The organism is uncultured Actinomyces sp. (assembly GCA_900541895.1).
In the GTDB taxonomy this organism is placed as follows: domain Bacteria; phylum Actinomycetota; class Actinomycetes; order Actinomycetales; family Actinomycetaceae; genus Pauljensenia.
Genome location: UWSI01000020.1, coordinates 1 through 23513, shown reverse-complemented (window position 1 = coordinate 23513; position 23513 = coordinate 1). Strand labels below are relative to the sequence as shown.

The 23513-nt window shown below is 55.6% G+C and carries 21 protein-coding genes; all 21 read left to right on the top strand.

The genetic code is table 11. The features are described 5' to 3' along the window. Window positions 1-17: 17 nt before the first annotated feature. Window positions 18-1235, top strand: a complete 1218-nt coding sequence (dinB, locus tag QZR18_RS06055) for a DNA polymerase IV (protein WP_178707077.1) — start codon at window positions 18-20, stop codon at window positions 1233-1235. 9 nt (window positions 1236-1244) lie between these two features. Further along, on the top strand, window positions 1245-1616 hold the full coding sequence (locus tag QZR18_RS06050; protein WP_178707073.1) for a DUF3040 domain-containing protein: 372 nt from the start codon (window positions 1245-1247) through the stop codon (window positions 1614-1616). Window positions 1617-1949: 333 nt separating this feature from the next. Next, window positions 1950-2381: a division/cell wall cluster transcriptional repressor MraZ gene (gene mraZ / locus QZR18_RS06045; RefSeq protein ID WP_019127157.1), complete on the top strand. Its 432-nt coding sequence runs from the start codon at window positions 1950-1952 to the stop codon at window positions 2379-2381. 72 nt (window positions 2382-2453) lie between these two features. After that, window positions 2454-3467, top strand: coding sequence for a 16S rRNA (cytosine(1402)-N(4))-methyltransferase RsmH (gene rsmH / locus QZR18_RS06040; RefSeq protein ID WP_178707070.1), 1014 nt, complete (start codon window positions 2454-2456; stop codon window positions 3465-3467). Next, window positions 3464-3859 (top strand): hypothetical protein, encoded by a 396-nt coding sequence (locus tag QZR18_RS06035; RefSeq protein ID WP_156335768.1) that lies wholly within the window; start codon window positions 3464-3466, stop codon window positions 3857-3859. The genes rsmH and QZR18_RS06035 overlap by 4 nt, the downstream gene beginning before the upstream one ends. Beyond that, window positions 3856-5619 (top strand): penicillin-binding protein 2, encoded by a 1764-nt coding sequence (locus QZR18_RS06030; RefSeq protein ID WP_178707067.1) that lies wholly within the window; start codon window positions 3856-3858, stop codon window positions 5617-5619. Before QZR18_RS06035 ends, QZR18_RS06030 begins: the two co-directional genes overlap by 4 nt. A 42-nt stretch (window positions 5620-5661) precedes the next feature. Next, window positions 5662-7056, top strand: coding sequence for a UDP-N-acetylmuramoyl-tripeptide--D-alanyl-D-alanine ligase (gene murF / locus QZR18_RS06025; RefSeq protein WP_178707064.1), 1395 nt, complete (start codon window positions 5662-5664; stop codon window positions 7054-7056). Next, window positions 7053-8138 (top strand): phospho-N-acetylmuramoyl-pentapeptide-transferase, encoded by a 1086-nt coding sequence (mraY, locus tag QZR18_RS06020; RefSeq protein WP_178707060.1) that lies wholly within the window; start codon window positions 7053-7055, stop codon window positions 8136-8138. Before murF ends, mraY begins: the two co-directional genes overlap by 4 nt. Beyond that, window positions 8120-9574, top strand: a complete 1455-nt coding sequence (gene murD / locus QZR18_RS06015; protein WP_178707057.1) for a UDP-N-acetylmuramoyl-L-alanine--D-glutamate ligase — start codon at window positions 8120-8122, stop codon at window positions 9572-9574. Before mraY ends, murD begins: the two co-directional genes overlap by 19 nt. Beyond that, window positions 9571-10854, top strand: coding sequence for an FtsW/RodA/SpoVE family cell cycle protein (locus QZR18_RS06010; RefSeq protein ID WP_178707054.1), 1284 nt, complete (start codon window positions 9571-9573; stop codon window positions 10852-10854). The genes murD and QZR18_RS06010 overlap by 4 nt, the downstream gene beginning before the upstream one ends. Further along, window positions 10851-11978: an undecaprenyldiphospho-muramoylpentapeptide beta-N-acetylglucosaminyltransferase gene (murG, locus tag QZR18_RS06005; protein WP_178707051.1), complete on the top strand. Its 1128-nt coding sequence runs from the start codon at window positions 10851-10853 to the stop codon at window positions 11976-11978. Before QZR18_RS06010 ends, murG begins: the two co-directional genes overlap by 4 nt. After that, entirely contained in the window at window positions 11975-13381 is a 1407-nt protein-coding gene (murC, locus tag QZR18_RS06000) for a UDP-N-acetylmuramate--L-alanine ligase (RefSeq protein ID WP_178707048.1), read from the top strand. The genes murG and murC overlap by 4 nt, the downstream gene beginning before the upstream one ends. Further along, window positions 13378-14478 carry a cell division protein FtsQ/DivIB gene (locus tag QZR18_RS05995; RefSeq protein WP_295910661.1) on the top strand — a complete coding sequence of 367 codons (1101 nt, stop codon included), beginning with the start codon at window positions 13378-13380 and terminating at the stop codon, window positions 14476-14478. Before murC ends, QZR18_RS05995 begins: the two co-directional genes overlap by 4 nt. Window positions 14479-14614: 136 nt before the next feature. Beyond that, window positions 14615-15853, top strand: coding sequence for a cell division protein FtsZ (gene ftsZ, locus QZR18_RS05990; RefSeq protein WP_178707101.1), 1239 nt, complete (start codon window positions 14615-14617; stop codon window positions 15851-15853). Further along, on the top strand, window positions 15853-16599 hold the full coding sequence (locus QZR18_RS05985; RefSeq protein WP_178707046.1) for a polyphenol oxidase family protein: 747 nt from the start codon (window positions 15853-15855) through the stop codon (window positions 16597-16599). The genes ftsZ and QZR18_RS05985 overlap by 1 nt, the downstream gene beginning before the upstream one ends. A gap of 59 nt (window positions 16600-16658) precedes the next feature. Then, on the top strand, window positions 16659-17123 hold the full coding sequence (locus tag QZR18_RS05980) for a cell division protein SepF (RefSeq protein ID WP_178707043.1): 465 nt from the start codon (window positions 16659-16661) through the stop codon (window positions 17121-17123). A 2-nt stretch (window positions 17124-17125) separates the two neighbouring features. Further along, window positions 17126-17434 (top strand): YggT family protein, encoded by a 309-nt coding sequence (locus QZR18_RS05975; protein WP_009747974.1) that lies wholly within the window; start codon window positions 17126-17128, stop codon window positions 17432-17434. Between the two features lie 194 nt (window positions 17435-17628). Then, window positions 17629-18246, top strand: a complete 618-nt coding sequence (locus QZR18_RS05970; protein WP_048712171.1) for a DivIVA domain-containing protein — start codon at window positions 17629-17631, stop codon at window positions 18244-18246. 82 nt (window positions 18247-18328) lie between these two features. Next, window positions 18329-18793 (top strand): signal peptidase II, encoded by a 465-nt coding sequence (lspA, locus tag QZR18_RS05965; RefSeq protein WP_178707040.1) that lies wholly within the window; start codon window positions 18329-18331, stop codon window positions 18791-18793. Window positions 18794-18795: 2 nt separating this feature from the next. Beyond that, window positions 18796-19710 (top strand): RluA family pseudouridine synthase, encoded by a 915-nt coding sequence (locus QZR18_RS05960; RefSeq protein WP_178707037.1) that lies wholly within the window; start codon window positions 18796-18798, stop codon window positions 19708-19710. A 57-nt stretch (window positions 19711-19767) separates the two neighbouring features. After that, window positions 19768-23316 (top strand): DNA polymerase III subunit alpha, encoded by a 3549-nt coding sequence (gene dnaE, locus QZR18_RS05955; RefSeq protein ID WP_178707034.1) that lies wholly within the window; start codon window positions 19768-19770, stop codon window positions 23314-23316. Window positions 23317-23513 lie beyond the last annotated feature (197 nt).

The following is a 23513-nucleotide window of genomic DNA, read 5'->3' as shown; positions in this document are numbered from 1 at the left end:
GTGGGAAGGAGGATACGATGTCGAATGCTCCGCGCGACCGCCGTGGAAAACGCTATTGGGGCGATGACGATTCCCAGACGAACATTTTGCACATTGACATGGATTCCTTCTTCGCGCAGGTGGAGATTCGTGAAGACCCATCGTTGCTAGGTAAAGCCGTGATCGTCGGCGGGAGTAGCAATCGTGGTGTCGTGACCTCTGCGACCTACGAGGCTCGTGCTTTGGGCGTGCGCGCAGGAATGCCTACTGCGCGAGCACGTGCGCTGTGCCCCACTGCTGTATTCGTTCCGGGGCATTTCGAGCTCTACCGTGAGTATTCGAAGCGTGTGATGTCAGTTATTGGTCGCTTCAGCCCGCTCGTTGAGCAGGTGAGCGTTGACGAGGCCTTTGTCGACGTTCGTGGTTCGCGCTTGCGTTTCGGGAAGCCGACGCATATTGCTGGCGAGATTCGCCGCCAGATTCGAGAAGAAATCGGCCTTCCTGCTTCCGTTGGGATTGCGTCGACAAAATCGGTGGCAAAAATTGCTTCCTCGAATGCGAAACCAGATGGTGTGCTTTTAGTTCCAGCTCAGGCCACGATTGATTTCCTTCACGGCCTTCCTGTCGGTGCACTTTGGGGTGTTGGCGCTAAGAGCGCGCAGGTGCTTGAGCGTGAAGGAATTGAAACGATCGGGCAATTGGCTGAGCACCCCTTGCCGCGGCTGTCACGATTGCTCGGTGCTGCGGCGGCTCACAGTCTTCATGATTTGGCTTGGGGGATTGACCCGAGGCCGGTGACTGTGTCGCGTGAAGAAAAATCGGTGGGGATGGAACGCACTTTCGAAACCGATATTCGCGATAGAGCACTTCTCGATCAGTTCATTACGAAGGCCTCTCACGAATGTGCGAGGAGGCTTCGTGCGGGGAATTGGCTCTGTAAGCAGGTTGCAATCAAAATGCGGGGGGCGGATTTTTCAACCATTACACGTCAGCAACGCCTGAGAGTTCCCACGGATCTAGGTCGAGAAATCGCTGTGGCTGCTCACCAACTGTTTGAACGGGAAACTCTTCCAAGTGGGGGAGTGAGATTATTTGGCGTTCGCGCTGAGGGCTTAATTGCACGAGACGAGGGATTCGAAGTTGCCCTTGATCAGGATGAACGCCCTCAAGCGGCCGAGCGCGCTATGGATAAAATCCGGGGAAAATATGGTGCAGGCGCGATATCGCTTGCATCACTGCTTGAAGAAAACAAGTAGGATGGGGTTATGGCACTTTCGGATTATGAGAAGCAAGTTCTCGAAGAGATGGAGGCGCAGTTTGGTTCCCAGCCTGCCTCCTTCAATGATCATTCACGTCCGAATGCCAATGTGGAGCAGCAGCCTGCTCGTTTGTCGCCGCGTAAAGTCGCTGCTGGCGCACTGATGATCGTTGCTGGTCTCCTGGTCTTGATTGCCGCTGTGTCTCTTGGCTATTCGGTGATCTCTCTGATCGTTGGAGTAGCCGGCTTCCTCTTAATGGTCGGTGGCGCTTGGTATGCGCTCACTGCGAAGGGAAGTTCCTCGAGTTCGGGCAAAAAGCGAAGCTCCTTTATGGAACGTCAACAAGAACAGTGGGATCGGCGTTCGGACGATCGCTAAAACTTACCGCTTTGATTCCTGGTGACATCGTCACCGGGAATTTTTTTATCCCTCCCGAAGGCGCGGGGTAAACCTTCATTCCTACTTTCCAATGAGTCTCCACTTTCCGCCATCGTTGCTCGTGGAGACTCATTTTCTGCAGAAAATCGTTATTTCTGAGATTTCTGACGAGAAGCGCTGAAAATTTCCCCCACTTTCCTCCACCTCAAATTTTCGTTGGAATTAAGCGGATTTAACCCTAAATGTGCATGGAGTAGCTCTCAAAATCACACCAAATTGGCAATTTGTGGAGTAAAGTGGGGGAAGATGTCACATAGGGGAAGGTGGTGAATGATGTTCCTTGGTACCTACGAGCCAAAGCTCGACGACAAGGGACGCGTGATCCTCCCTGCCCGATTCCGAGAGGATATGGAAGGTGGGATTGTCCTCACTCGAGGGCAAGAGCACTGCATCTATGCCTTTCCTGCCCAAGAGTTTGAGCAGATGACGGTTGAGCTTCGCCGGGCTCCACTGTCCTCCAAACAGGCACGCGACTATATCCGCGTGTTGCTCTCGGGTGCGTATAAGGAGGTTCCGGACAAACAGGGAAGAATTACTCTTCCGCCGGATCTGCGCAAATACGCCGGTCTTGATCGTGAACTCACCGTCATTGGTGCGGGTTCGCGCGCGGAGATCTGGAATTCACAGGCATGGAATGACTACCTGTCCGTCCAGGAAGACGTCTTCTCGCAAACAGAAAACGAAATTATCCCAGGAATGTTCTAGTCCGCCCTTCCAGGTCTCCTCCCGTTGTTCTGACGTCACTTCCCCGATGGCAGAGCACGGTGGGGGACCTGGATGGACGGGCACCCATCACACAGAAGGAGGGCAGAAGTGTCTGTCGACCGCGATCCCGCGCAGCTGCATGTTCCTGTTCTCCTCAATGAGTGCTTGGACATGCTTGCGCCTGCAATTGAGGCTCCTGGCGCTGTTCTCATCGATGCGACTCTCGGAATGGGCGGGCACACGGAAGCGGCACTGACACGTTTCCCCCAGCTCACCGTTTTCGGTATCGATCGAGATCCTTCGGCGATCGCCCTCGCATCGAAGCGCCTTGAAGCTTTTGGCCCGCGTTTCCGTGCCTTCCACACCACTTACGACAAGATGGATGAGGTTGCTGCGCACGCCCCCTCTGGAATGGTCGATGGGATCCTCATGGATCTGGGTGTCTCTTCGCTCCAATTGGACCAAGAGGACCGAGGCTTCTCTTACTCGCATGATGCCCCGCTTGATATGCGAATGAACCCCCAGACGGGCATCAGTGCAGCACAGCTCTTGGCCTCGGCCTCGAAAGAGGAAATTACGCGGATTCTTCGTGTTTACGGGGAAGAAAAGTTCGCCTCGAAGATCGCTGGACGTATCGTCGCCACCCGAGAGAGCGAGCCTCTGACGCGCACTTCCCAGCTGGCTCAAATCGTTCGCGATTGTATTCCCGCACCGGCACGCCGTACGGGAGGTAACCCCGCAAAGCGCACCTTCCAAGCGCTGCGTATTGCGGTCAACGACGAACTGACCATTCTCGAAGCCGCGCTTCCCGCCGCACTTGCGCACCTGCGCGTTGGCGGTCGAATCGTTATCGAGTCTTACCAGTCCCTTGAAGATCGTCTGGTGAAGGACATCTTCCGTCGCGGCGCCACGGATCAGGCACCTGCTGGCGTGCCCATGATCCCAGAGGAACTTCAAGCCCGCTTGCGTCTACTGACACGTGGCGCGCAGCTGGCTGATGACACAGAAAAATCCCATAATCCGCGTTCCGCTTCTGTGCGGCTGCGCGGCGCACAGATGATACGCCCCTGGAAGGAACGACCATGAGCGGAGCCACCGCGCGCGCACGCGCGACCTCTCGTCCGGCATACGTACGTGAAGACGTACGCCCACTGCTCACAGTGGTGAAGTCTCATCAGCCTCGCCGCTCGGTCATCCCTATGACCTTTATTGCCTTGGTGATGATTGCTATCGCCATTGTTGTGCCGATGCTGATCAATACGCACATGGCTCAAACTTCCTACCAGATTCGCGAATACCAGATCCAGCTCAACGAGTTGGAGGCGCAATCGTGGACCCTGCAGACGCAGCTTCAGGAGAAGGCTTCTCCCGTCGAGCTTGAGAAGGCGGCGAAGGCACAGGGAATGGTGCACGCTGGAAAGCTCGGAACAATCCGTTTGGCCGATGGCCAAGTTGAGGGTGGTGTAGCCGCGCGATGAGCTGGTGGCAACGCATTTTCAAGGCGCCAGACACTTCGCCTCATCGTGCGAACTGGATGTCCGGTTTTCTGTTCTTGGGATTTGCGTTCTGTGTTATCCAGCTCGTCGTTATTCAGGTATTCCAAAGCCCGACCCTTGCCTCCGAGGGTGAGCGAGTGCGTACTGCCGTCAGTGAAATTGGCGCAAAACGCGGGGAAATTCTTGACGTCAACGGTGTTGTTCTGGCCGATTCGGTTCAGGCCTACCACATTGCGGTGAATCAGAAAGCGATTACGACCTACGAGCATAAAGATGACAACGGCAATGTTGTCGGCCGTGGTCCGGCTGAGGCCGCGAAACAGCTCTCTCCTCTCCTGGGTATCAGCCAAGCAGAACTGGGCGGCATGATGCTCGGGGATTCGACCTATGTCTATCTGAAAAAGAATGTCGATGCGGTCACCTATCGCGAAATCCGCAAGCTCGACATTACCGGTATTGAATGGGAAGCGGTCTTTGACCGGACCTATCCCAATGGCAATACAGCCGGACCGATCGTCGGTGCCGTCAACGCTGAAGGAGACGGCGTCTCAGGCCTGGAGGCCTATTTCAATAATTTCTTGCAGGGAACCTCCGGAGAAGAGGCTTACGAGATCTCTCCCAACGGTGCGGTGATGCCCGGTGGGAAGAAGGTCACCAAGGAACCTCAAGACGGTGGTTCGGTCCGTACGACCCTCCACGCAGATCTTCAGCACTTGGTTCAAGACGCTCTGGATGCTCGTGTTCGTAAGCACAATGCGGACTGGGGTGTCGTCGTGATTTCCGATGTCTCGACTGGTCGAATCTTGGTGCTTGCAGACTCCGGGTCTACGACACCGAACCCCTCGAAGCCTCAATCCGTAATGGGAGTCCAAGCGCCCTACGAACCCGGATCGGTGGGTAAACTCCTCACAGTGGCCTCGGCCCTAGAAAAGGGAACGACCACTCCCACGACCGCATACTCTGTTCCCTACAGCATTAGCCCCGCAGACGCGGGAGGCCCGATTTCGGACTACCACGAACACGGGACCGAAATGATGACGACCACGGGAATTCTTACCCAATCATCGAACGTTGGAACCATTGAAGTGGGCGAGCAAGTGGGGGACCGCGATCGCTACGACTTCATGACGAAGATGGGCCTGAACCAGCTCACTGGAATTGAATTGGCTGGCGAGTCCCAGGGCATCATGCGCGATTTTGATGCCATTCGAGGGCGTGACCGCTACACCATGATGTTCGGACAGTCCTACGCGATTACGGCTATCCAGCAGAATCAGTTCATTCAAGCGATCGGAAACCGCGGGGTCATGATTGCGCCGCGAATTATCGATTCGACAACTGATTCAAAGGGGCGGACCGAGAAGACTGTCTCGCCGCAACCTAAGCAAGTCATGTCCGCGGATCGTTCAAAAGAACTCATTACCATGATGGAATCCGTTGTCATGGATAAGCAAGGTACCGGTCAGCTCGCAAAGGTTGAAGGCTACCGCGTGGCAGTCAAGACAGGTACTGCTGATATTAAAGTCAATGGTGCGGATGCGGTCGTTTCGAACACTGCTGGTCTGGTCCCCGCAGAATCGCCGCGCTTGGCTATTTCGGTTGTCCTTTACAACCCGCGTGTTGCTGGTTTGTCCTCTGATGCTGCTGCACCGCTGTGGAGTGAAGTCACGACCGAGGCCGTTCGCAACCTGGGGATCCCCGCGTCTACAGAAAGTGCCCAGCTGTATCCCACGACACCCTAGTAGGCTAGTGTCCAGATCGTTGGGTAGACCCTAAGGAGAAGAATGCATAGGTCCAGTCGCTGGATCGCTCAAGCATTGGGCGCACAGCTCCACGGAAACGACGTCGAGGTCACCGGGACAGTTGAAACGGATTCACGAGAAATTCGTCAAGGCTCTCTCTTTGTGGCTCGGCGTGGGGAAAATAGCGATGGCCACAACTATCTGGACGCAGCTGAGCGTAATGGCGCGGTGGCGGCGATTGTTGAACACCTGTCTGATTCGCCTTTGACGCAGATCCTTGTCGAGGACTCGACGATCGCGCTGGGTGAATTAGCCCGGGCTTACCTTTCAGATTTGCGTTCGCACCAGAAACTGGACGTGATCGCAATGACCGGTTCGGTGGGCAAAACAACGACCAAGGACCTTCTTGCAGCGATTATGGGCGCCGATGCCCCGACTGTTGCTCCTCAGCTGTCTTTTAATAATGAGGTCGGGCTTCCTTTGACGGTTCTGCGGGCTGATGAATCGACGCGCCACCTTGTTCTGGAAATGGGAGCCTCTGGACCTGGACATATTGCATATCTGACGCGGATTGCTCCACCTGACGCCGGAATTGAACTGATGGTCGGGCATGCACACCTTGGGGGCTTCGGCTCCGTTGAAGGCGTACGCGATGCCAAGGCCGAGCTGATTCAAGGCCTCGTGCCATCGGGAATCTCGATCTTGAATTTCGACGATCCGCACGTCATGGAGATGGCCGCTCACGCACCCGGGCGAGTGGTTACCTTCTCGGCCTCGGGAAATACTCAAGCAGATAGCAGTGCCCACGCGATTTCCTTGGATGAACAGGGGAAGGCTTCTTTCGAACTCCACCTCGATGGACGAGTGCTCACGGTGCACCTGGGACTTGTTGGTATTCACCATGTCGCCAATGCGCTCGCTGCAATTACTGGTGCATGGACGCTTGGAATTGATCTTGATCAAGCCTGCGCCGCTGTTGAGGGGCGTCAGCCAGCCAGCCCACACCGAATGAGCATCCATGAACTTACCCTCAAGGGTAGGAAAGTGACTCTCATCGATGATTCGTACAATGCGAACCTTGATTCTTTCCGCGCGGGATGTAAAGCCGCTGGAGATTTGGCAGCGGGACGGCAGCTGGTCGTTGTCGCAGGTGGAATGCTTGAACTTGGTGAAGCCTCGCAAAGTACCCATGAACAGGTTGCACGCTTCTTCGATCAAGCGGGTGCTGATTGTGTTCTTGCGCTGGGGGAGGACTCACAGTACTACTTCTCTGAGCGAGGCGAGGACCACACTCACCGTCACCTGCGGAATGTTGACGAGGTACTTAGTGCATTAGACGGCATACTGGAAGATAATTCTGTTGTGTTCATCAAGGGCTCGAATGGCTCCGGTGCCTGGAAAGTCGCCGATCACCTAGTGGAGGAGGGCACTTTATGATTGGACTCATTATTGCCTTTGCAGTTGGTCTAGTCCTCTCAATTTCGCTCACCCCTCTGTTCATCCGCTACTTGGTGCACAACCATTACGGACAGTTCATTCGTCAAGATGGCCCGACGTCGCATATGACGAAGCGCGGCACCCCAACAATGGGCGGCGTCGTCATCATTTTTGCCACTGTCGTTGCATGGTTTATCGGAACCCTGATTAACGGCGGGCTTCCCTCGTGGTCGGGAATCCTTTTGGTATTCCTTTTCGTGGGAATCGGGTTCATTGGACTGCTTGATGATGCACTAAAAATCATGCATCAGCGTTCGCTTGGTCTGCACGCATGGGCAAAGATCGTCGGCCAAGTTGCTATTGCCTCGCTGTTCACGTGGGGTATTTTGACGATTCCGAATGTTCACGGTCGTACTCCGGGTATTTTTGATATTTCTCTTGCTCGCCCCCTCGGATTGACCTTCACCCAGTGGGGGATTGTCGCGGCTGTCATCCTCATTGTCGTGTGGGTGAACTTCATCGTTGCCGCCTGGTCCAACGCAGTGAACTTGACCGATGGCTTGGATGGCTTGGCCGCCGGCGCAGGTATTTTTGTTTTCGTCGCCTACACCTTCATTTCGTACTTCCAGCTGCTTCAGTCCTGCTGGGGGGACACGGTCAATGTTACCGCGTGCTACGACACCCGGGATCCTCTTTCCATCGCAATTTTCTGCTCCTCTTTGGTTGGTGCCTTGGCAGGTTTCCTATGGTGGAATGCCTCGCCCGCCCAGATCTTCATGGGCGACACCGGCTCGCAGGCCATCGGTGCGGCAGTCGCCGGTGTTTCAATCCTGACCGACACTGAGTTCCTTGCAATTTTGATTGGCGGACTCTACGTCATCACGACTCTTTCGGATGTCATCCAGATCGGCGTCTTCAAACTCACGCACAAGCGTGTTTTCAGGATGGCTCCTTTGCACCACCACTTTGAGCTCAAGGGCTGGAAAGAAATCACCATCGTCATTCGCTTCTGGCTCATCGCAGCGCTTTTCGCAGTGATGGGAGCCGGTTTCTTCTACGCAGAATGGGTGTCACGACTGTGAATTGGCAGGGCCGCTTCGCAATCCTCGGTTGGGGAGTATCCGGGAAGGCATCAGCACACGCACTTGTAAAACGCGGTGCGCAGCTATGCGCCTTTGACGGCAGAGCCCGCGAGGATGACCAGTCTGAAAACAACGCGAATATCGAGCTTGTCAGCGAGGCTGATTCTGATGCGCTCGCTCAGGTGGTCCTCGATTGGAAGCCGGATTGCATTGTTGTCTCTCCGGGAATCCCCGCTCATCATCCCATTTTTTCGGCGGCAAAAAATGCTGGTATTGAACTGATTGGCGAGGTCGAACTGGCTTGGCGTCTTCAAGAAGATTCCGAGCACGCAGGCCGACCCTGGCTTTGCGTTACTGGAACCAACGGCAAGACGACGACGGTTGGAATGTTGGGAGCGATGCTGCGAGCAGCAGGTGAGAACGCCGTCGAAGTTGGCAATATCGGCCTTCCGATTTGTGAAGCCATTGATACCGATGCAACGGTTTTCGCTGTCGAGCTCTCTTCCTTCCAGCTACATACCGTTTCGACTGTTTCTCCATTGGCTTCTGTGTGCTTGAATGTCGACGCCGATCATCTTGATTGGCATGGCAGTGCACAGGCCTATGCAGCAGATAAAGCGAAGGTTTATCACCTGACACAAAAAGCCTGTTTCTATCCCGCCTCCGATATCACCGTGGAGAACATGGTTGCCGAGGCCGATGTCGTCGAGGGAGCCCGAGCAATTGGATTGACTTTGGGGATCCCCTCAATCTCTCAGGTTGGTTGGGTTGAAGACGCGCTCGTTGAGCGTGCCTTTGTTGAGAAACGCCATATACAGGCCCAATTCTTAGCTGAAGTCGATGACCTTCGTGTTGCCTACCATGACGGTGTTACGGATGCTGCGCGTATGGATGCAACCGCTGCAGCCGGTCTTGCGCGCGCCTTTGGTGTTCCGCCAGAAGCAGTTGCACAAGGTCTTCGAAGCTTTACCCCCGCTCATCACCGACGTGCAGTAATTTCACATGCAGCTGATGTCACCTGGATTGATGACTCAAAGGCGACAAATGCCCATGCAGCCGTGGCTTCGCTGTCTGGAATTACTCCCGGCACTGCGGTTTGGATCGCGGGAGGAGATACGAAGGGCCAAGAGTTTGGCGACCTGGTTGCTCGCGTTGCTCCGCTTCTACGAGGCGTTGTTGTCATTGGCAAGGATCGCAGTGCGATTGTGAACGCGCTGCACCAGCGCGCACCTCAAATTCCCTTCGTTGAAGTCGATGGGCACGAGGACTGGATGTTCTCTGTCGTTAACGAGGCCGTGGCGTTGTCCCGCCCAGGAGATACTGTTGTGCTCGCACCGGCGTGCGCATCTTGGGATCAGTTCCGTTCCTATGCGCAACGCGGGGATGTCTTCCGCGATGCGGTTAAACGTCTTGAAGCGAATTGGGCGGCGCAATGAGCTCCCTACTGGAGCGCCTGCATATCCCGCGTTTCGAATTTGCCTCGAAAGAACGTGGAGATCGGGTGTATTCGCCTGTCGCCACCTACTATCTGATCGTTATCCCTGCGCTCATTTTGACCGTTTTCGGTTTGGTGATGGGGTTTTCAGCTTCTGCAGTGACAACGATCGCCAGTGGCGGCAGTCCCTACGCGGCATTCTTGCGTCAGCTGCTCATTATCGGTGTTTCCTTCCTGCTAGCGGCGATTTTTATCCAAAGAATCCCCTCAGCAGTGTGGTACCGCTTGGCTCCGGCTATTTATCTTGCAGCCCTGTTTTTTCAGGCACTAGTTATGACGCCGCTGGCGGCCTCGCAGGGCGGAAACACCAACTGGGTGTCGCTTCCTGGACTTGGAACATTCCAGCCCTCGGAGTTTCTGAAACTTGCGTTGATCGTTGCCTTGGCACGCTCACTGTCGCGTGAAGGCGCTCGCCGAAATGACTGGCGACAGATGGCGGTCACGGTAGGGCTTCCCATTCTTGGCGCTCTTGTTGACGTTATGCTCGGTAAGGACATGGGCACCGCGATGGTCATGGCTGCAGGAGCATTTGGCGCAATCTGGGTAGCGCGTCTTCCGCGCAAGTGGTTTGCAGTTATTTTTCTTTCCGTGATTCCAATTGTTATCTTCTTGGTCTTCCAAAACCCCACGCGAATGAAGCGAATTCTTGCAGTTCTTCCGTGGAATCGCCCCGCGCGAAACCTTTCGGCCCCCGAACAGATTGACCACGCGCTGTGGGCACTTGGCTCGGGCGGGCTAACGGGTCTTGGCCCTGGTGCATCTCGAGAAAAGTGGAACTATCTTCAGGCAGCGCATACCGACTTTATCTTGGCAATTATTGGCGAAGAATTCGGCCTTTTAGGGACGCTGACCATCGTTGCGTGTATCTGTTTGATGATTTGGGGGATGGTTCGCCTCATCCATTCGACGAACTCCTTCTTCGCAATAATTGTTAGTGGTGGCGTCGCTGCATGGATCGGCATTCAGGCGATTATTAATATTGCGTCTGTGACCGGGCTTGGTCCGGTTATTGGCGTGCCTTTGCCGCTGGTGTCTTATGGCGGTTCGTCCTACCTCTTTACGATTTCGGCTATTGCATTGGTTGCTGCTTGCGCGCGCGAGAACGCGGGTATGACTATGGGACTGAAATTTTCGTCGGGATCCTCGCGCGACCCGCGGCTTTCGCGTCGACGCCGCCGCGCAGGAAAAGCGAGCGCTGGATCTACGGAAGGAACACGATGACAAAGAAAATTGTTCTTGCAGGTGGTGGCACCGCTGGGCACGTAAACCCCTTACTGTCAACCGCATTGGAACTTCGTTCACGCGGTTATGACGTCGTTGCCCTTGGAACCTCTCAAGGGCTGGAAACAACGCTGGTTCCCGCTGCAGGTGTCGAGTTGGTGACTATTGAGCGCGTTCCGCTGCCGCGTAAACCTTCTCTGCAGTTCTTCTCTCTTCCGGGGCGTATGAAGCGCGCGATCGCGCAGTGCCGCTCCGCCCTGAGCGGAGCAGATGCGCTCGTTGGTTTCGGCGGATATGTTTCTACTCCCGCGTACCTTGCCGCGCGAAAGATGGGCCTTCCGGTCATCATCCATGAGCAGAACGCTCGTCCTGGACTTGCTAACCGAGTCGGTGCGCGCTGGGCATCGGCCTTGGGATTGACTTTCCCCTCGACTCCTTTGAAGGCGAAGCACGGAGTAACTGTGGTGACTGGTCTTCCTCTGCGTCCCGCTATTCAGGCTCTTGCCGCTGCTCGTACCACCGAAGAAGGACGTGAATCTGCGCGACGCACTGCGGCCTCGAAGTTGGGGGTCGACCCCAATATGCAGACCCTGCTCATCACCGGCGGCTCCTTGGGGGCTCTCAATGTGAACCGTGCGATGGTGAAAGTCGCCGCTGAGCTGCCCGAAGGGGTGCAGGTTGTCCACCTCACCGGCAAGGGGAAGGACCAAGAGGTTCGCGATGCGGTGAAGGCAGCTGGTGTTGCTGATCGTTGGCACGTCATTGACTACCTCTCCACAATGGAAGATGCGCTTGCCGTTGCTGATTTGGTTGTGTGTCGCTCGGGTGCGGGTACGGTTGCCGAAATGACCGCACTCGGACTGCCCTGCGTGTATGTTCCGCTTCCCATCGGTAATGGTGAGCAGAAGCTGAACGCCGCGGATCATGTTGCGCAGGGTGGTGCGCTTCTTGTTGCAGACCACGACCTGACTTCCGATTACGTTCGAGGTACGATCTTCCCCCTGCTCGGAAGCGAAAAACTTTCTGAAATGGCCATCGCATCGCGCGAACTTGCGCACCCCGATGGTGCTCAACAACTTGCTGACCTTATTGAATCGACTCTTCAAAAGAAGGACCAGAAGTGAGTACTTCCCATCGCTTCCATCTCATCGGTATCGGCGGCGCTGGAATGTCAGTGGTTGCTGAGCTTCTCAAGGATCGCGGTCTTGAGGTTTCGGGCTCTGACCAGAAGGAATCTCCCATTCTTGATCACCTCCGTGATGCAGGAATTGAGGTTTTTGTTGGTCATGATGCTGCCCATGTTCCTGCTGACGCTGTAGTTGTTGTGTCCACTGCAGTACGTGAGAGTAACCCGGAGCTGGCTGAGGCCCGTCGACGTGGGCAAAGCGTTATTCACCGTTCCCAGGCTCTGGCTCTGGCTGCAAGCGGTATGCGTTTTGTGGCAGTTGCGGGAGCACACGGGAAGACAACGACTTCAGCGATGCTCTCGATGGCACTTCGTGATGCCGGTGAAGATCCCTCGATTGCAGTCGGTGCAGTGATTCCTCAGCTGGGCTCGGGTGCCTACTTGGGCAGCGGAGATGTTTTCGTTGCCGAAGCCGATGAATCCGATGGCTCCTTCCTCAACTACACTCCATGGATCGAGATTGTCACCAATGTCGAACCTGATCACTTGGATCGCTATGGTTCGCGCGAAGCTTTTGAGCAGGTCTTCGTTGACTTTGTTGGCTGCCTGCGCCCGGGTGGAACCTTGGTGTGCTGCGGTGAAGACGGTGGAAGTGCCCGTTTGGCCCGATATGCCCGAACTCAGGGCATCGATACCGTGACCTACGCGCGCTCCGGTCATGAGAGCGCAGACTTGGGCGGAAGCGCAGATGTCATCATCGAAGAGGCTCATACTGATGGCCATACCGCTTCGGCGCTCCTGGCCTGGGGTGATGTGAAGGCTGAAATTCATCTGGCCGTTCCTGGAATTCACAATCTTCTCAATGCCTGTGCGGCGTGGATTGCAGGAGTTCGCTTGGGAACCGATGCGCAGACTATGGCTCACTCTCTTGCTGCATTTGCTGGAACTTCTCGGCGCTTCGAGTTCAAGGGGCAGGTTGGCAGCCGTCGTCTGTTTGATGATTATGCACACCATCCCACAGAGGTCGCTGCAGCATTGCAGCAGGCCCGAACTGCGGCTGGCGATGGGGAAGTGAGTGTGGTTTTCCAACCGCACCTGTATTCGCGTACTCAGGCTTTCGCCGAGCGCTTTGCCCAGGCGCTCTCGCATGCGGATCACGTCTACGTCTGCGATATTTATGGCGCACGTGAGGATCCGGTGCCCGGCGTGACTTCTCAGCTCATCACTTCGCATCTGTCTCGAGCACACTACGTTCCCGATATGCATGAGGCCGCTCGTATGGCTGCCCGCGAGCTCGGTGAGGACGGAATCTTAGTCACTATGGGTGCTGGCTCGATTACGCAGACCGGTAGCGATGTTTTGGATGAGTGGGAGTATGCGGAGCAGGGGAGCGGCCAGTGAAGCAGCCCCCGCGCCCCCGTCGTTCCCGTTTTTCTTCTCCCGAGGCCTCTTCTACACCAGAGGTTTCTTCTGAGTCCTCGCAGGGCTTTGTCGCGCCCGAGGAAGCCCCCGGGGAAGGTTCCTCTTCCGATACCGTTGCTTCTTCTCCCGAGGCCTCGGTTTCGGATCGCCCCGCGCCCTCTTTGGCTCAGGCCTCGTCGGTCGAGGAGAAGAAAGAGGCAGAACGCGCTGCGCGTAGGAAGCGAAATCGCGAATTGCGTCGGGCGAGGCGTGAGGCAAGCGCGCAGTCACCCAGTAGCGGAGAACTGCTCAACCGCCCACTGGGGCAATCGGATGCGGCTGCGATTTTGGGGTCTAGCGATGAAAGCGCAACGGCTGATTTGAATGAGAGGCGTCGTGAACGCACGCATGCGCATCGACGTTTACTCCTTACTCGAGTCGCCTCCGCCTGTGGTGCTGTCATTGTGGTGTGTGCTTTGGTGTGGGGAGTCTTCTTTTCGCCTCTTTTTGCTCTCGATATGTCTAAGGTGTCGATCGAGGGGCTTGGCGACGATACGACTACTCAAAACGAGGTGCGTGCCGCGATCGAGCCTTTCGCCTCTGTTCCACTTCCACGCCTGAAGACTTCTGCGATCGACGAGCAAATCGCGAAGGTACGTCTGGTTCGTGAGGTAAATGTCCAGCGTTCCTGGCCGCGCGGATTAACCGTTCAGATCCGTCCGCGGCAAGCGATTCTGGCGGTGAAAGACGGTTCTTCTTGGGCTCTGGTCGACGACCAAGGCGTAACGGTTTCTTCTGCTTCAACGGCTCCCGAGGGAATGGCCCCAACGACGCTTCCTGATGGTGATCAGCGCGCACAAGCTGCAGCTGATGTCGCCGCGATTTGGAGTGCGATGGGGGATGATCTGCGCTCGAATATCACGATGATCACTCACGATGGCCAAACCATTTCCATGACCTTGACCAATTCTCGAACTCTCAATTGGGGAGTAGCGAAGGACAACGAGCTCAAGGCAAAAGTTGCGGCTGTTTTGATTTCGCAGCGTCAGGCACGGAACTATGATGTCTCCTCGCCCGTGCATCCTGTCACTTCTTAAGTTAGAGAAGCGACACGCCCGCGAATTGTCTTGAAGAATTTGGGTCTTACCCCTACCTTCTTCCCGTCTACACGCAGGTCAAACATCAACCTTCTACTTGAGGTTTAAGGTTGGTGCGCAGAAAGAGGGCAAGGTTATGGTCGCACCGCAGAATCATCTGGCGGTTATCAAAGTCGTCGGAGTTGGTGGCGGCGGTGTTAACGCCGTCAATCGAATGATTGAAGTTGGCTTGAAAGGCGTTGAGTTCATTGCTGTGAACACTGACGCACAAGCTTTGCTGATGTCCGATGCAGAGACGAAGCTCGACATCGGTCGTGACCTTACCCATGGCCTTGGTGCCGGTGCAGACCCCGCAGTGGGACGACAGGCAGCTGAAGACCACATTGACGAAATTACCGAGGCCCTTGAAGGCGCGGACATGGTTTTCGTGACCGCAGGTGAAGGTGGCGGTACCGGAACCGGTGCTGCCCCCGTTGTCGCGAAGATTGCGCGCACCGCAGGTGCCCTGACCGTCGGTGTTGTCACCCGCCCCTTCTCCTTTGAAGGAAACCGCCGCGCATCCCAGGCTGATGCCGGTGTTGAGAAACTCCGTGAAGAGGTTGACACCCTGATCGTCATTCCGAACGATCGTCTGCTTCAGATCTCAGATGCCAATATCTCAGTACTCGAGGCTTTCCGTGCCGCCGATCAGGTTCTGCTTTCCGGCGTTCAAGGTATCACCGAACTGATCACCACCCCCGGTCTGATCAACGTGGACTTCAATGATGTGAAGTCCGTAATGAAGGATGCCGGTTCCGCCCTCATGGGTATTGGCTCGGCAACCGGCGAAGATCGTGCTCTTCGTGCAGTCGAGTCCGCTATCTCCTCGCCGCTCCTTGAAGCCTCGATCGATGGTGCACACGGCGTCCTCATGTTCTTCCAGGGTGGTTCCGACCTGGGCTTGCAGGAGATCTACCAGTCCTCGCTCCTGGTTCGCGAGGCCGCGCACCCCGAGGCCAACATCATCTTCGGTTCTGTTATCGATGACTCCCTCGGTGATGAAATTCGCGTGACCGTCATCGCGGCGGGCTTTGACGAGGTGGCATCCCAATCTTCTTCGGCAAGCGAGCCCGTTGTGGCCCCTCGCCCGGTCCACGCCCGTCAGGAAAAGACCGAGGCTCCAGCAGCTCCTCAGCGTCGCATCGGCGAGGTGGCCTCGGCTCACACCGCAGCTCACCGCGCAGATCCCGAATTGCCAACGCGCACCAACCAGATTCCGATTGCCCGCCAGAGCGAAGAAGAGTCGTCGAAGGAAGTTCCTTCCCTCGAAGTGCCTCGTGTCTTCGAAGAGGAGCAGCCTTCGGATGTCTTGGATATTCCTGATTTCTTGCGCTGATGAAGCACACTGACCTGCACGGTGCCCGCGTTTACTTCACTGAAGTCGGCGCGGGCGCCGACCCATATCGGGACAACTTTGGGACGCATGTTGGCGATAACGCGGAGCATGTTCATGAGCGCCGCCGTGAGCTTTCCACGCTGATTGGTCATCCCATTGTTTGGATGAATCAGACGCATTCGGTGAAGGTTGAGGCGCTCACTCCTGCGAATGCCTTTCTTTCAACACAGGAGTATCAAGGGGAAATAGGGCCCCTTGACTGCGATGGTGTCGTGATCGATTCGCGTCAGTGGGAACAACCTCCAGCCTTGGCTGTGATGACGGCAGACTGTATGCCGATCTTGCTGAGCAGCGGAAACGGAGTCATCGGCGCAGTTCACGCCGGACGCGTGGGATTCCTCGGAGGGATTCTTGACCGTTCATGCGAGGTCTTTGCTTCTTTTGGCGTGGACACCGCTGATATTCAGATGCTCATTGGACCGTCTATCTGCGGCCAATGCTATGAAGTCCCGACTTCAATGAAAGAACAGAGTGCGCTTATTGCTCCCGAGATAGCATCGCGCACATCATGGGGGAGTGACGCTCTAGATCTTCCCGGTGCGGCATTGGCATGGGCCTCGGAGCGAGGGATTTCGGCCTCGTGGATCAATGAATGCACACTGGAAAATCCCTTATATCATTCCTATCGTCGAGACCCAGGTTGTGGGCGTTTCGCATCAGTAATTGCGACATGCCGACAGGCTTAAGCGTGTGAATCGCTCCGGCGCATTACCTTGTGCTCAGGTCCCATTACATAGAGGAGAGCATGATGTCAGGCTTCGGAGCAAAAGCACGCCAATTCATGGGTTGGTACACCCCGGAAGAGGTCGATGAGAGCACCTTAGACTTCCTTCCCGAAGAAGTTGAGGAGACAGAAGTGGCTCACATTACTCCCGCATCGAATGTCACGCCCATTCACCGCGAGGAGCGCCGCAGCGTTCAGCAGGCGGATCTCTCGCGTATCGTCACTGTGCGTCCGTTGAACTACAACGATGCGCCGGCAATCGCCGAGCCCTACCGTGATGGTGTTCCTGTCATCATGAATCTTTCTGAGGTCTCAGATAAGGACGCGCAGCGTTTCATTGACTTCGCTGTCGGCTTGACCTATGGCCTTCAGGGCGTATTCGAACGCGTCACCGATCGCGTTTTCCTTCTTTCGCCTCACAGTGTTGAGGTAACCGGCGACGTGACCGGGTCGACCCGTTCGGCGACTTCGCTCTTCGGACGCTGATCATGATCTCCCAGTGGTTGGGGGGAGCGATTGCTCTTCTTGCGGGTCTGTACATGCTCGTGTTGATCGCGCGCATGATTTTTGATTGGATTCGCTTCTTCTCTCCACTGTGGCGGCCGTCAGGGATCATTCTGCCCATCGCGAATCTGGTCTATGCATTGACTGATCCCCCTCTTTCTTTCCTGCGCAGGATTATTCCGCCGCTGCGTCTTGGAGGGAACGTTGCCATCGATCTGGGATTTATGATCCTGTTCTTGGCGACGATCATTGTTGAAAACCTCGGGGTTTTCGTTCGCAGCTTGGGCTTTTAGCTCTGGCTTTTGGCAGTAACCTCGGTGCTATCGCGGTTGCATGTCAGCTGAGTAATAAGTGAAATATGGGGAAATTGGTGTTATTGTGACGCTAGTTCCGCTATTATTCCAGTGTGTAGTTCGGGTCATCCTCATCGGTGATCCGGTGACGCAAGCGTGCGAGCGTCACACAACAAGTACCGAGAGGTAAACAAATGGCTCTGCTCACAACCGAAGATGTGTTGGAAAAAACCTTCAACATCGTGAAGTTCCGTGAAGGATATGACCAGGTCGAGGTTGACGACTTCCTCGATGAGGTTGTCTCCACGATCTATACTCTCCAGGCTGAGAACCAGAACCTGCGCGAAGAGCTTGAGGCTGCTGAGCGTCGTGTCGCTGAGCTGTCCGGTGGCGAGGCCCCCAGCTACAAGCCTGCAGAAGAGACTGCTGCTCCTGTCGTTGAAGAGCCCGTTGCATCCGAGCCTTCCGTCACCGAGACCGCTGTTGCTGCCCCCGCAGTTGCTGTTGCTCCCGAGAGTGCGGAGTCTGCAACCTCGATGCTTGCACTGGCACAGCGCGTCCACGACGAGTACGTTCGCGATGGCCGCGAAGAATCCGATCGCATCATCGCCGACGCAAACGCAAAGCGCGACGAAATTATTGCTGACGCACAGAACCAGCACCAGAACATTCTTTCTCAGCTGGATCAGGAGCGTGCACTGCTCGAAGGCAAGATCAACGAACTGCGTTCCTTCGAGTCTGAGTACCGTGCCAACCTGCGCGAGCACCTGGAAGGTTTGCTCCAGGAAGTGAACGCCGGAACTCAGAACTGATTTCGGATCAAGATCTCTATGACGGTGGCGCCTTTGCGGCGCCACCGTCATAATTCTTTATGTGAAGAAAAATAATCGCAGCATGCTCGTCTGGGCGTACATCATTGCCTTAATCGCATTGGTAACGGATCAGGCTTCAAAGTTTTGGGCACTGAAGAATCTGAGTGATGGACAGCAACGCCCGCTCCTTGGGTCCTTCCTTCGACTGGAACTCACTGCGAATCCCGGCGCAGCCTTCTCCTTGGGCTCACATACGACAATCATCTTCACCTGTATCGCCTGCGTTGTTGTTACTGCGATTGTCATGTATCTTCCGCGCGTTGACTCACGCCTGCTTGCCTTCGGATGTGCCCTGCTCCTTGGCGGTGCGGCTGGTAACTTGATCGATCGTTTTATTCAGGAACCCCAATGGGGAAGCGGCCACGTCGTCGACTTCATCGGATATGGGACTTGGTTCATTGGTAACGTTGCCGATATTTGGATTGTCTGCGCGGTCGTGATCCTGCTGATTGCAAGCTTTGCCGGTAACAAACATTCGGTGCGCTGAATATGTCCGATACTCGTTTGATGCCCGTGCCCGATGCTTTGGTCGGAGAGCGCGTCGACGCAGCGCTCTCGCGCATTCTTGGTCTCTCGCGCTCGCGTTGTAGTGAGCTCATCCTTGATGGGAATGTGACGATTAACGGTACTCCCGCATCTAAATCAGACAGACTTGGAGAGAGCGACCTTTTAGAAATTACGATTCCTGAACCGGAAACTCCTGTAACTCCTGTAGTTGGGATGGATATTCTCTACGACGATGACGATATTGTCGTTGTCAACAAGCCGGTCGGTGTTGCGGCGCACTCGGGTCCGGGTTGGACAGGACCTACCGTTGTTGGCAACCTCGCGGCAGCGGGATATCGAATCACCACTCATGGTCCAGTTGAGCGTCAAGGAATCGTTCATCGACTGGATGTAGGAACCTCGGGCGCAATGATGGTGGCCAAGTCCGAACTCGCCTATTCGGTGATGAAGCGCGCCTTCAAGGAACGGACTGTACGCAAGATCTACCATGCGGTGGTTGCCGGACATCCAGACCCGGCCTCGGGAACGATTGACGCACCGATTGGACGCCACCCCTCACGCGAATGGCGCATGGCGGTGATCGATGGGGGAAAGCGCGCGGTGACGCACTACGATACCCTCGAGCTCATGCCGGGGGCCGCGCTCTTGGATGTGCACCTGGAGACGGGACGTACTCACCAGATTCGCGTGCATATGGCTGCTATCGGCCATCCCTGTGTCGGTGATGTCTTCTATGGGGCTGACCCGACGAAAGCAGAACAATTGGGCTTGGATCGTCAGTGGCTGCACGCGGTTGAGCTGGGATTCACGCATCCGCGAACTCAACTTCCCGTGACGGTACGGGCCCCTTATCCGGATGACCTCAATCACGCTTTGGAGATTTTGCGTCACGCCTAAGCATTTTCCTTCACGCTTCGCCCAGTGTGCTGGCTCAAGAAACACTAGACTGACACCATGGCACCAGCGGACTCTTTCGTGCATCTGCACAATCACTCGGAATACTCGATGCTCGATGGAGCAGCACGAATCAAGCCGATGGTTGCAGAAGCTGCAAGGCTGGGACAGCCCGCAATTGGCCTGACCGATCACGGCTACCTCTTCGGTGCTTATGAGTTTTACGACGCTGCGACAAAGGCTGGTATCAAGCCCATCATTGGCTTGGAAGCCTATGTCACTCCGGGTACTTCACGTTTCGATCGTCAAAAGGTGACGTGGGGTGAGCCGTGGCAACGCAGCGACGACGTATCAGCCTCGGGTTCCTATAACCACCTCACCTTGCTTGCATACTCAACAGAGGGAATGCACAACCTTTTCCGCTTGGGAAGTTACGCCTCGGTCGATGGGCAATTCGGTAAGTGGCCTCGTGCTGATAAGGAACTGCTTGAACGCTTCCACAAGGGGCTGATTGTTTTCACCGGTTGCCCTTCGGGTGCGGTGCAGACACGTATGCGTTTGGGGCAATGGGACGAGGCCGTGGCTGAGGCCGCAGAGCTGCGCGACATTTTCGGACCTGAGAATTTCTACGTGGAAGTTATGGACCACGGGATTGAATTCGAGAGGCGTACGCAAAAACAGCTCCTCGAACTTGCGAAGCTCATGGACGCACCGCTGGTCGCTACTAACGACGCGCACTACGTCAAGAAGGAAGACCGCGGAATTCAGGACGCGCTGCTGTGTATTAACTCGGGTTCGCGAATCTCTGATCCGGATCGCTTTAAGTTCGATGGAGACGGTTACTACATCCGTTCTTCCGAAGAGATGCGCTCGATTTGGAAGGAACTGCCAGAAGCCTGCAATTCAACGCTGGAAATTGCAGAGCGATGCGACGTCCACTTCAGGACCACCGCAGAGGGCGCCTCGTACATGCCTGACTTCCCGGTTCCGGAAGGTGAAGATAAGACCTCGTGGTTCATCAAAGAAGTTGAAAAGGGCCTTCAGGAGCGTTTCCCCAAAGGCATTCCCGATGATGTGCGCAAGCAGGCCGAATACGAGGAAGGCGTCATCATCAAGATGGGCTTCCCGGGCTACTTCCTCACCGTTGCGGACTACATCAACTGGGCAAAGAGCCAGGGGATTCGCGTGGGGCCCGGTCGTGGTTCGGGTGCTGGATCCATGGTTGCCTACGCCATGAAGATTACCGAACTCAATCCGCTCAACCACGGACTGATCTTCGAACGTTTCTTGAACCCCGAGCGTATTTCAATGCCTGACTTCGACGTTGACTTTGACGAACGTCGTCGCGATGAGGTCATCGAGTACGTTAAACGAAAGTACGGCGAAGACCGCATTTCACAGGTGGTCACTTACGGTCGAATTAAGACCAAACAGGCCCTGAAGGATTCTGCGCGAATCTTGGGACGTGACTTCAAGGTGGGGGAGCAGCTGACGAAAGCGCTGCCTCCTTCGGTCATGGGCAAGGACATCTCGGTCGCGGGTATCTTCGATGAGAAGGATAAACGCTACGCCGAAGCTGCGGAGTTCCGTAAGTACTACGAAGAGAACCCCGATGTCCACGAGGTTGTTCAGTACGCGCTGGGGCTTGAAGGGCTGACCCGTCAATGGGGTGTCCACGCATGTGCGGTCATCATGTCATCGCACACGCTGACGGACATCATCCCCATCATGAAACGTCCTCAAGACGGGGCGATCATCACCCAATTCGACTACCCGACCTGTGAAGGTCTGGGACTTCTCAAGATGGACTTCTTGGGGCTGCGTAACCTGACGGTTATTTCTGATGCTCTTGAAAACATTAAACTCAATGGCAAGCAAGATCCCGATCTAGACCATGTGCCGCTAGATGATCCGGCAACATATGAGTTACTGGGCCGCGGCGATACCTTGGGCGTTTTCCAGCTTGATGGTGGCGGTATGCGTGACCTTCTCAAGCTGATGAAACCGGATAACTTCGAAGATATCTCCGCTGTGGGTGCGCTCTATCGCCCCGGTCCTATGGGTGCAAACTCGCACACAAACTACGCTCTGCGTAAGAACGGGCGCCAGGAGATCACTCCGATCCACCCCGAACTCGCAGAGCCTTTGAAGGACATTCTGGGAACGACCTACGGTCTGATTGTTTATCAAGAGCAAGTTATGCAGATTGCCCAGAAACTTGCGGGCTACTCTCTTGGCCAAGCAGATATCTTGCGTAAGGCCATGGGTAAGAAGAAGAAGGAAGTTCTGGACCAACAGTTCAAGGGCTTCCGGCAGGGCATGCTTGATAACGGCTATTCCGAAGAATCAATTAAGGCCCTGTGGGATGTGGTCGTTCCCTTCTCGGCCTACGCATTTAACAAAGCCCACTCTGCAGCTTACGGTCTGGTGTCGTATTGGACTGCCTACCTCAAAGCAAACTATCCCACCGAGTACATGGCCGCCCTCTTGACCTCGACGAAGGACAATAAGGACAGGCGTGCGCTCTATCTGGCGGAGTGCCGCCACATGGGAATTACTGTTCTTCCCCCCGATGTCAATGCCTCGATGGGTACCTTTGCCCCTGATGGTAAGGACATTCGCTTTGGTCTGAACGCTATTCAGAATGTTGGTGCGAACGTTGTCGACGCGATTGTCGAGACGCGTCACGAGAAAGGCAAGTTCACCACCTTCCAAGATTTCTTGGACAAAGTTCCTCAGGTGGTTTGCAATAAGCGAACGATTCAGTCACTCGTACGCGCAGGTGCTTTCGACTCGCTGGGTTACACGCGCCGCGCTCTTCTGTCGCGCTGTGACGAGGCCGTAGATGCGGTGATCGACGTCAAGCGTAACGAAGCGATCGGGCAGTTTGACCTCTTTGGAGGAATGGGTATGGGGGAGGACTCAGGTTCTTCTCTGGCTATTGAAATCCCGGATCTTCCTGAGTTTGACCGTCGTCAAAAGCTCGCCGAGGAACGCGAGATGCTCGGCCTCTACGTTTCGGACCACCCCCTGCGCGGGCTTGAAGGTGCCTTGGAACGCCATCAAGACGTTGAAATCGCGCAGATTGTCGGCGGCGATGAGAGCATGGTCGATCGCACTGTCAAAATTGCAGGCTTGGTTTCATCGGTTCAGACCAAAGTTACGAAGCAGGGGAATCCCTGGGCAATTGCGACGATCGAAGACCTGAGCGGTTCGGTCGAGGTGCTCTTCTTCCCGCGCGCCTATGAGACAGTGCAAACCTTCCTAGCTCCTGACCTTGTTGTTCAGATTGAGGGTCGTGTCAACACTCGCGATGAACAAGTGTCAATCTATGGCCAGTCGATGAACATCCTCGAACTGCGCGAAGACGGAAATGTTCCCCTTGACTTGGAACTGGCTGCTTCGCGCTGCACTCCTGAGCTTTTGCGTGAGTTGAAGGAAGTGCTGGAGACCTTCCCGGGCTCCTCACCCGTACGTTTGCACTTGCGTGAACCTGGACGGGTGACAATTGTCGAGTTGGATTCTTCCCTGCGCGTCACCCAATCGGGTCCATTCTTTAGCCACGTGAAGGCGGTTGTTGGCGCTGACGGGGTGCTGACCTCGCACTGAGGCCTGCGCTCGGGCAGGATTTGCGGCCTCGGGAAAGCAAGCGAGGCGCGAGCTGAGGGCGTTGGCCTCGTCTGTTAGTCGACGACGCGAACTTTAGCGGCGAAGACTCCCTGTGGCGTACGAAGCTCGACGAGCTCGCCATCTTCTAGGGCGTGCCCGCGGCGGGGTTCCACTTCGCCGTTGGCACTCACGTCACC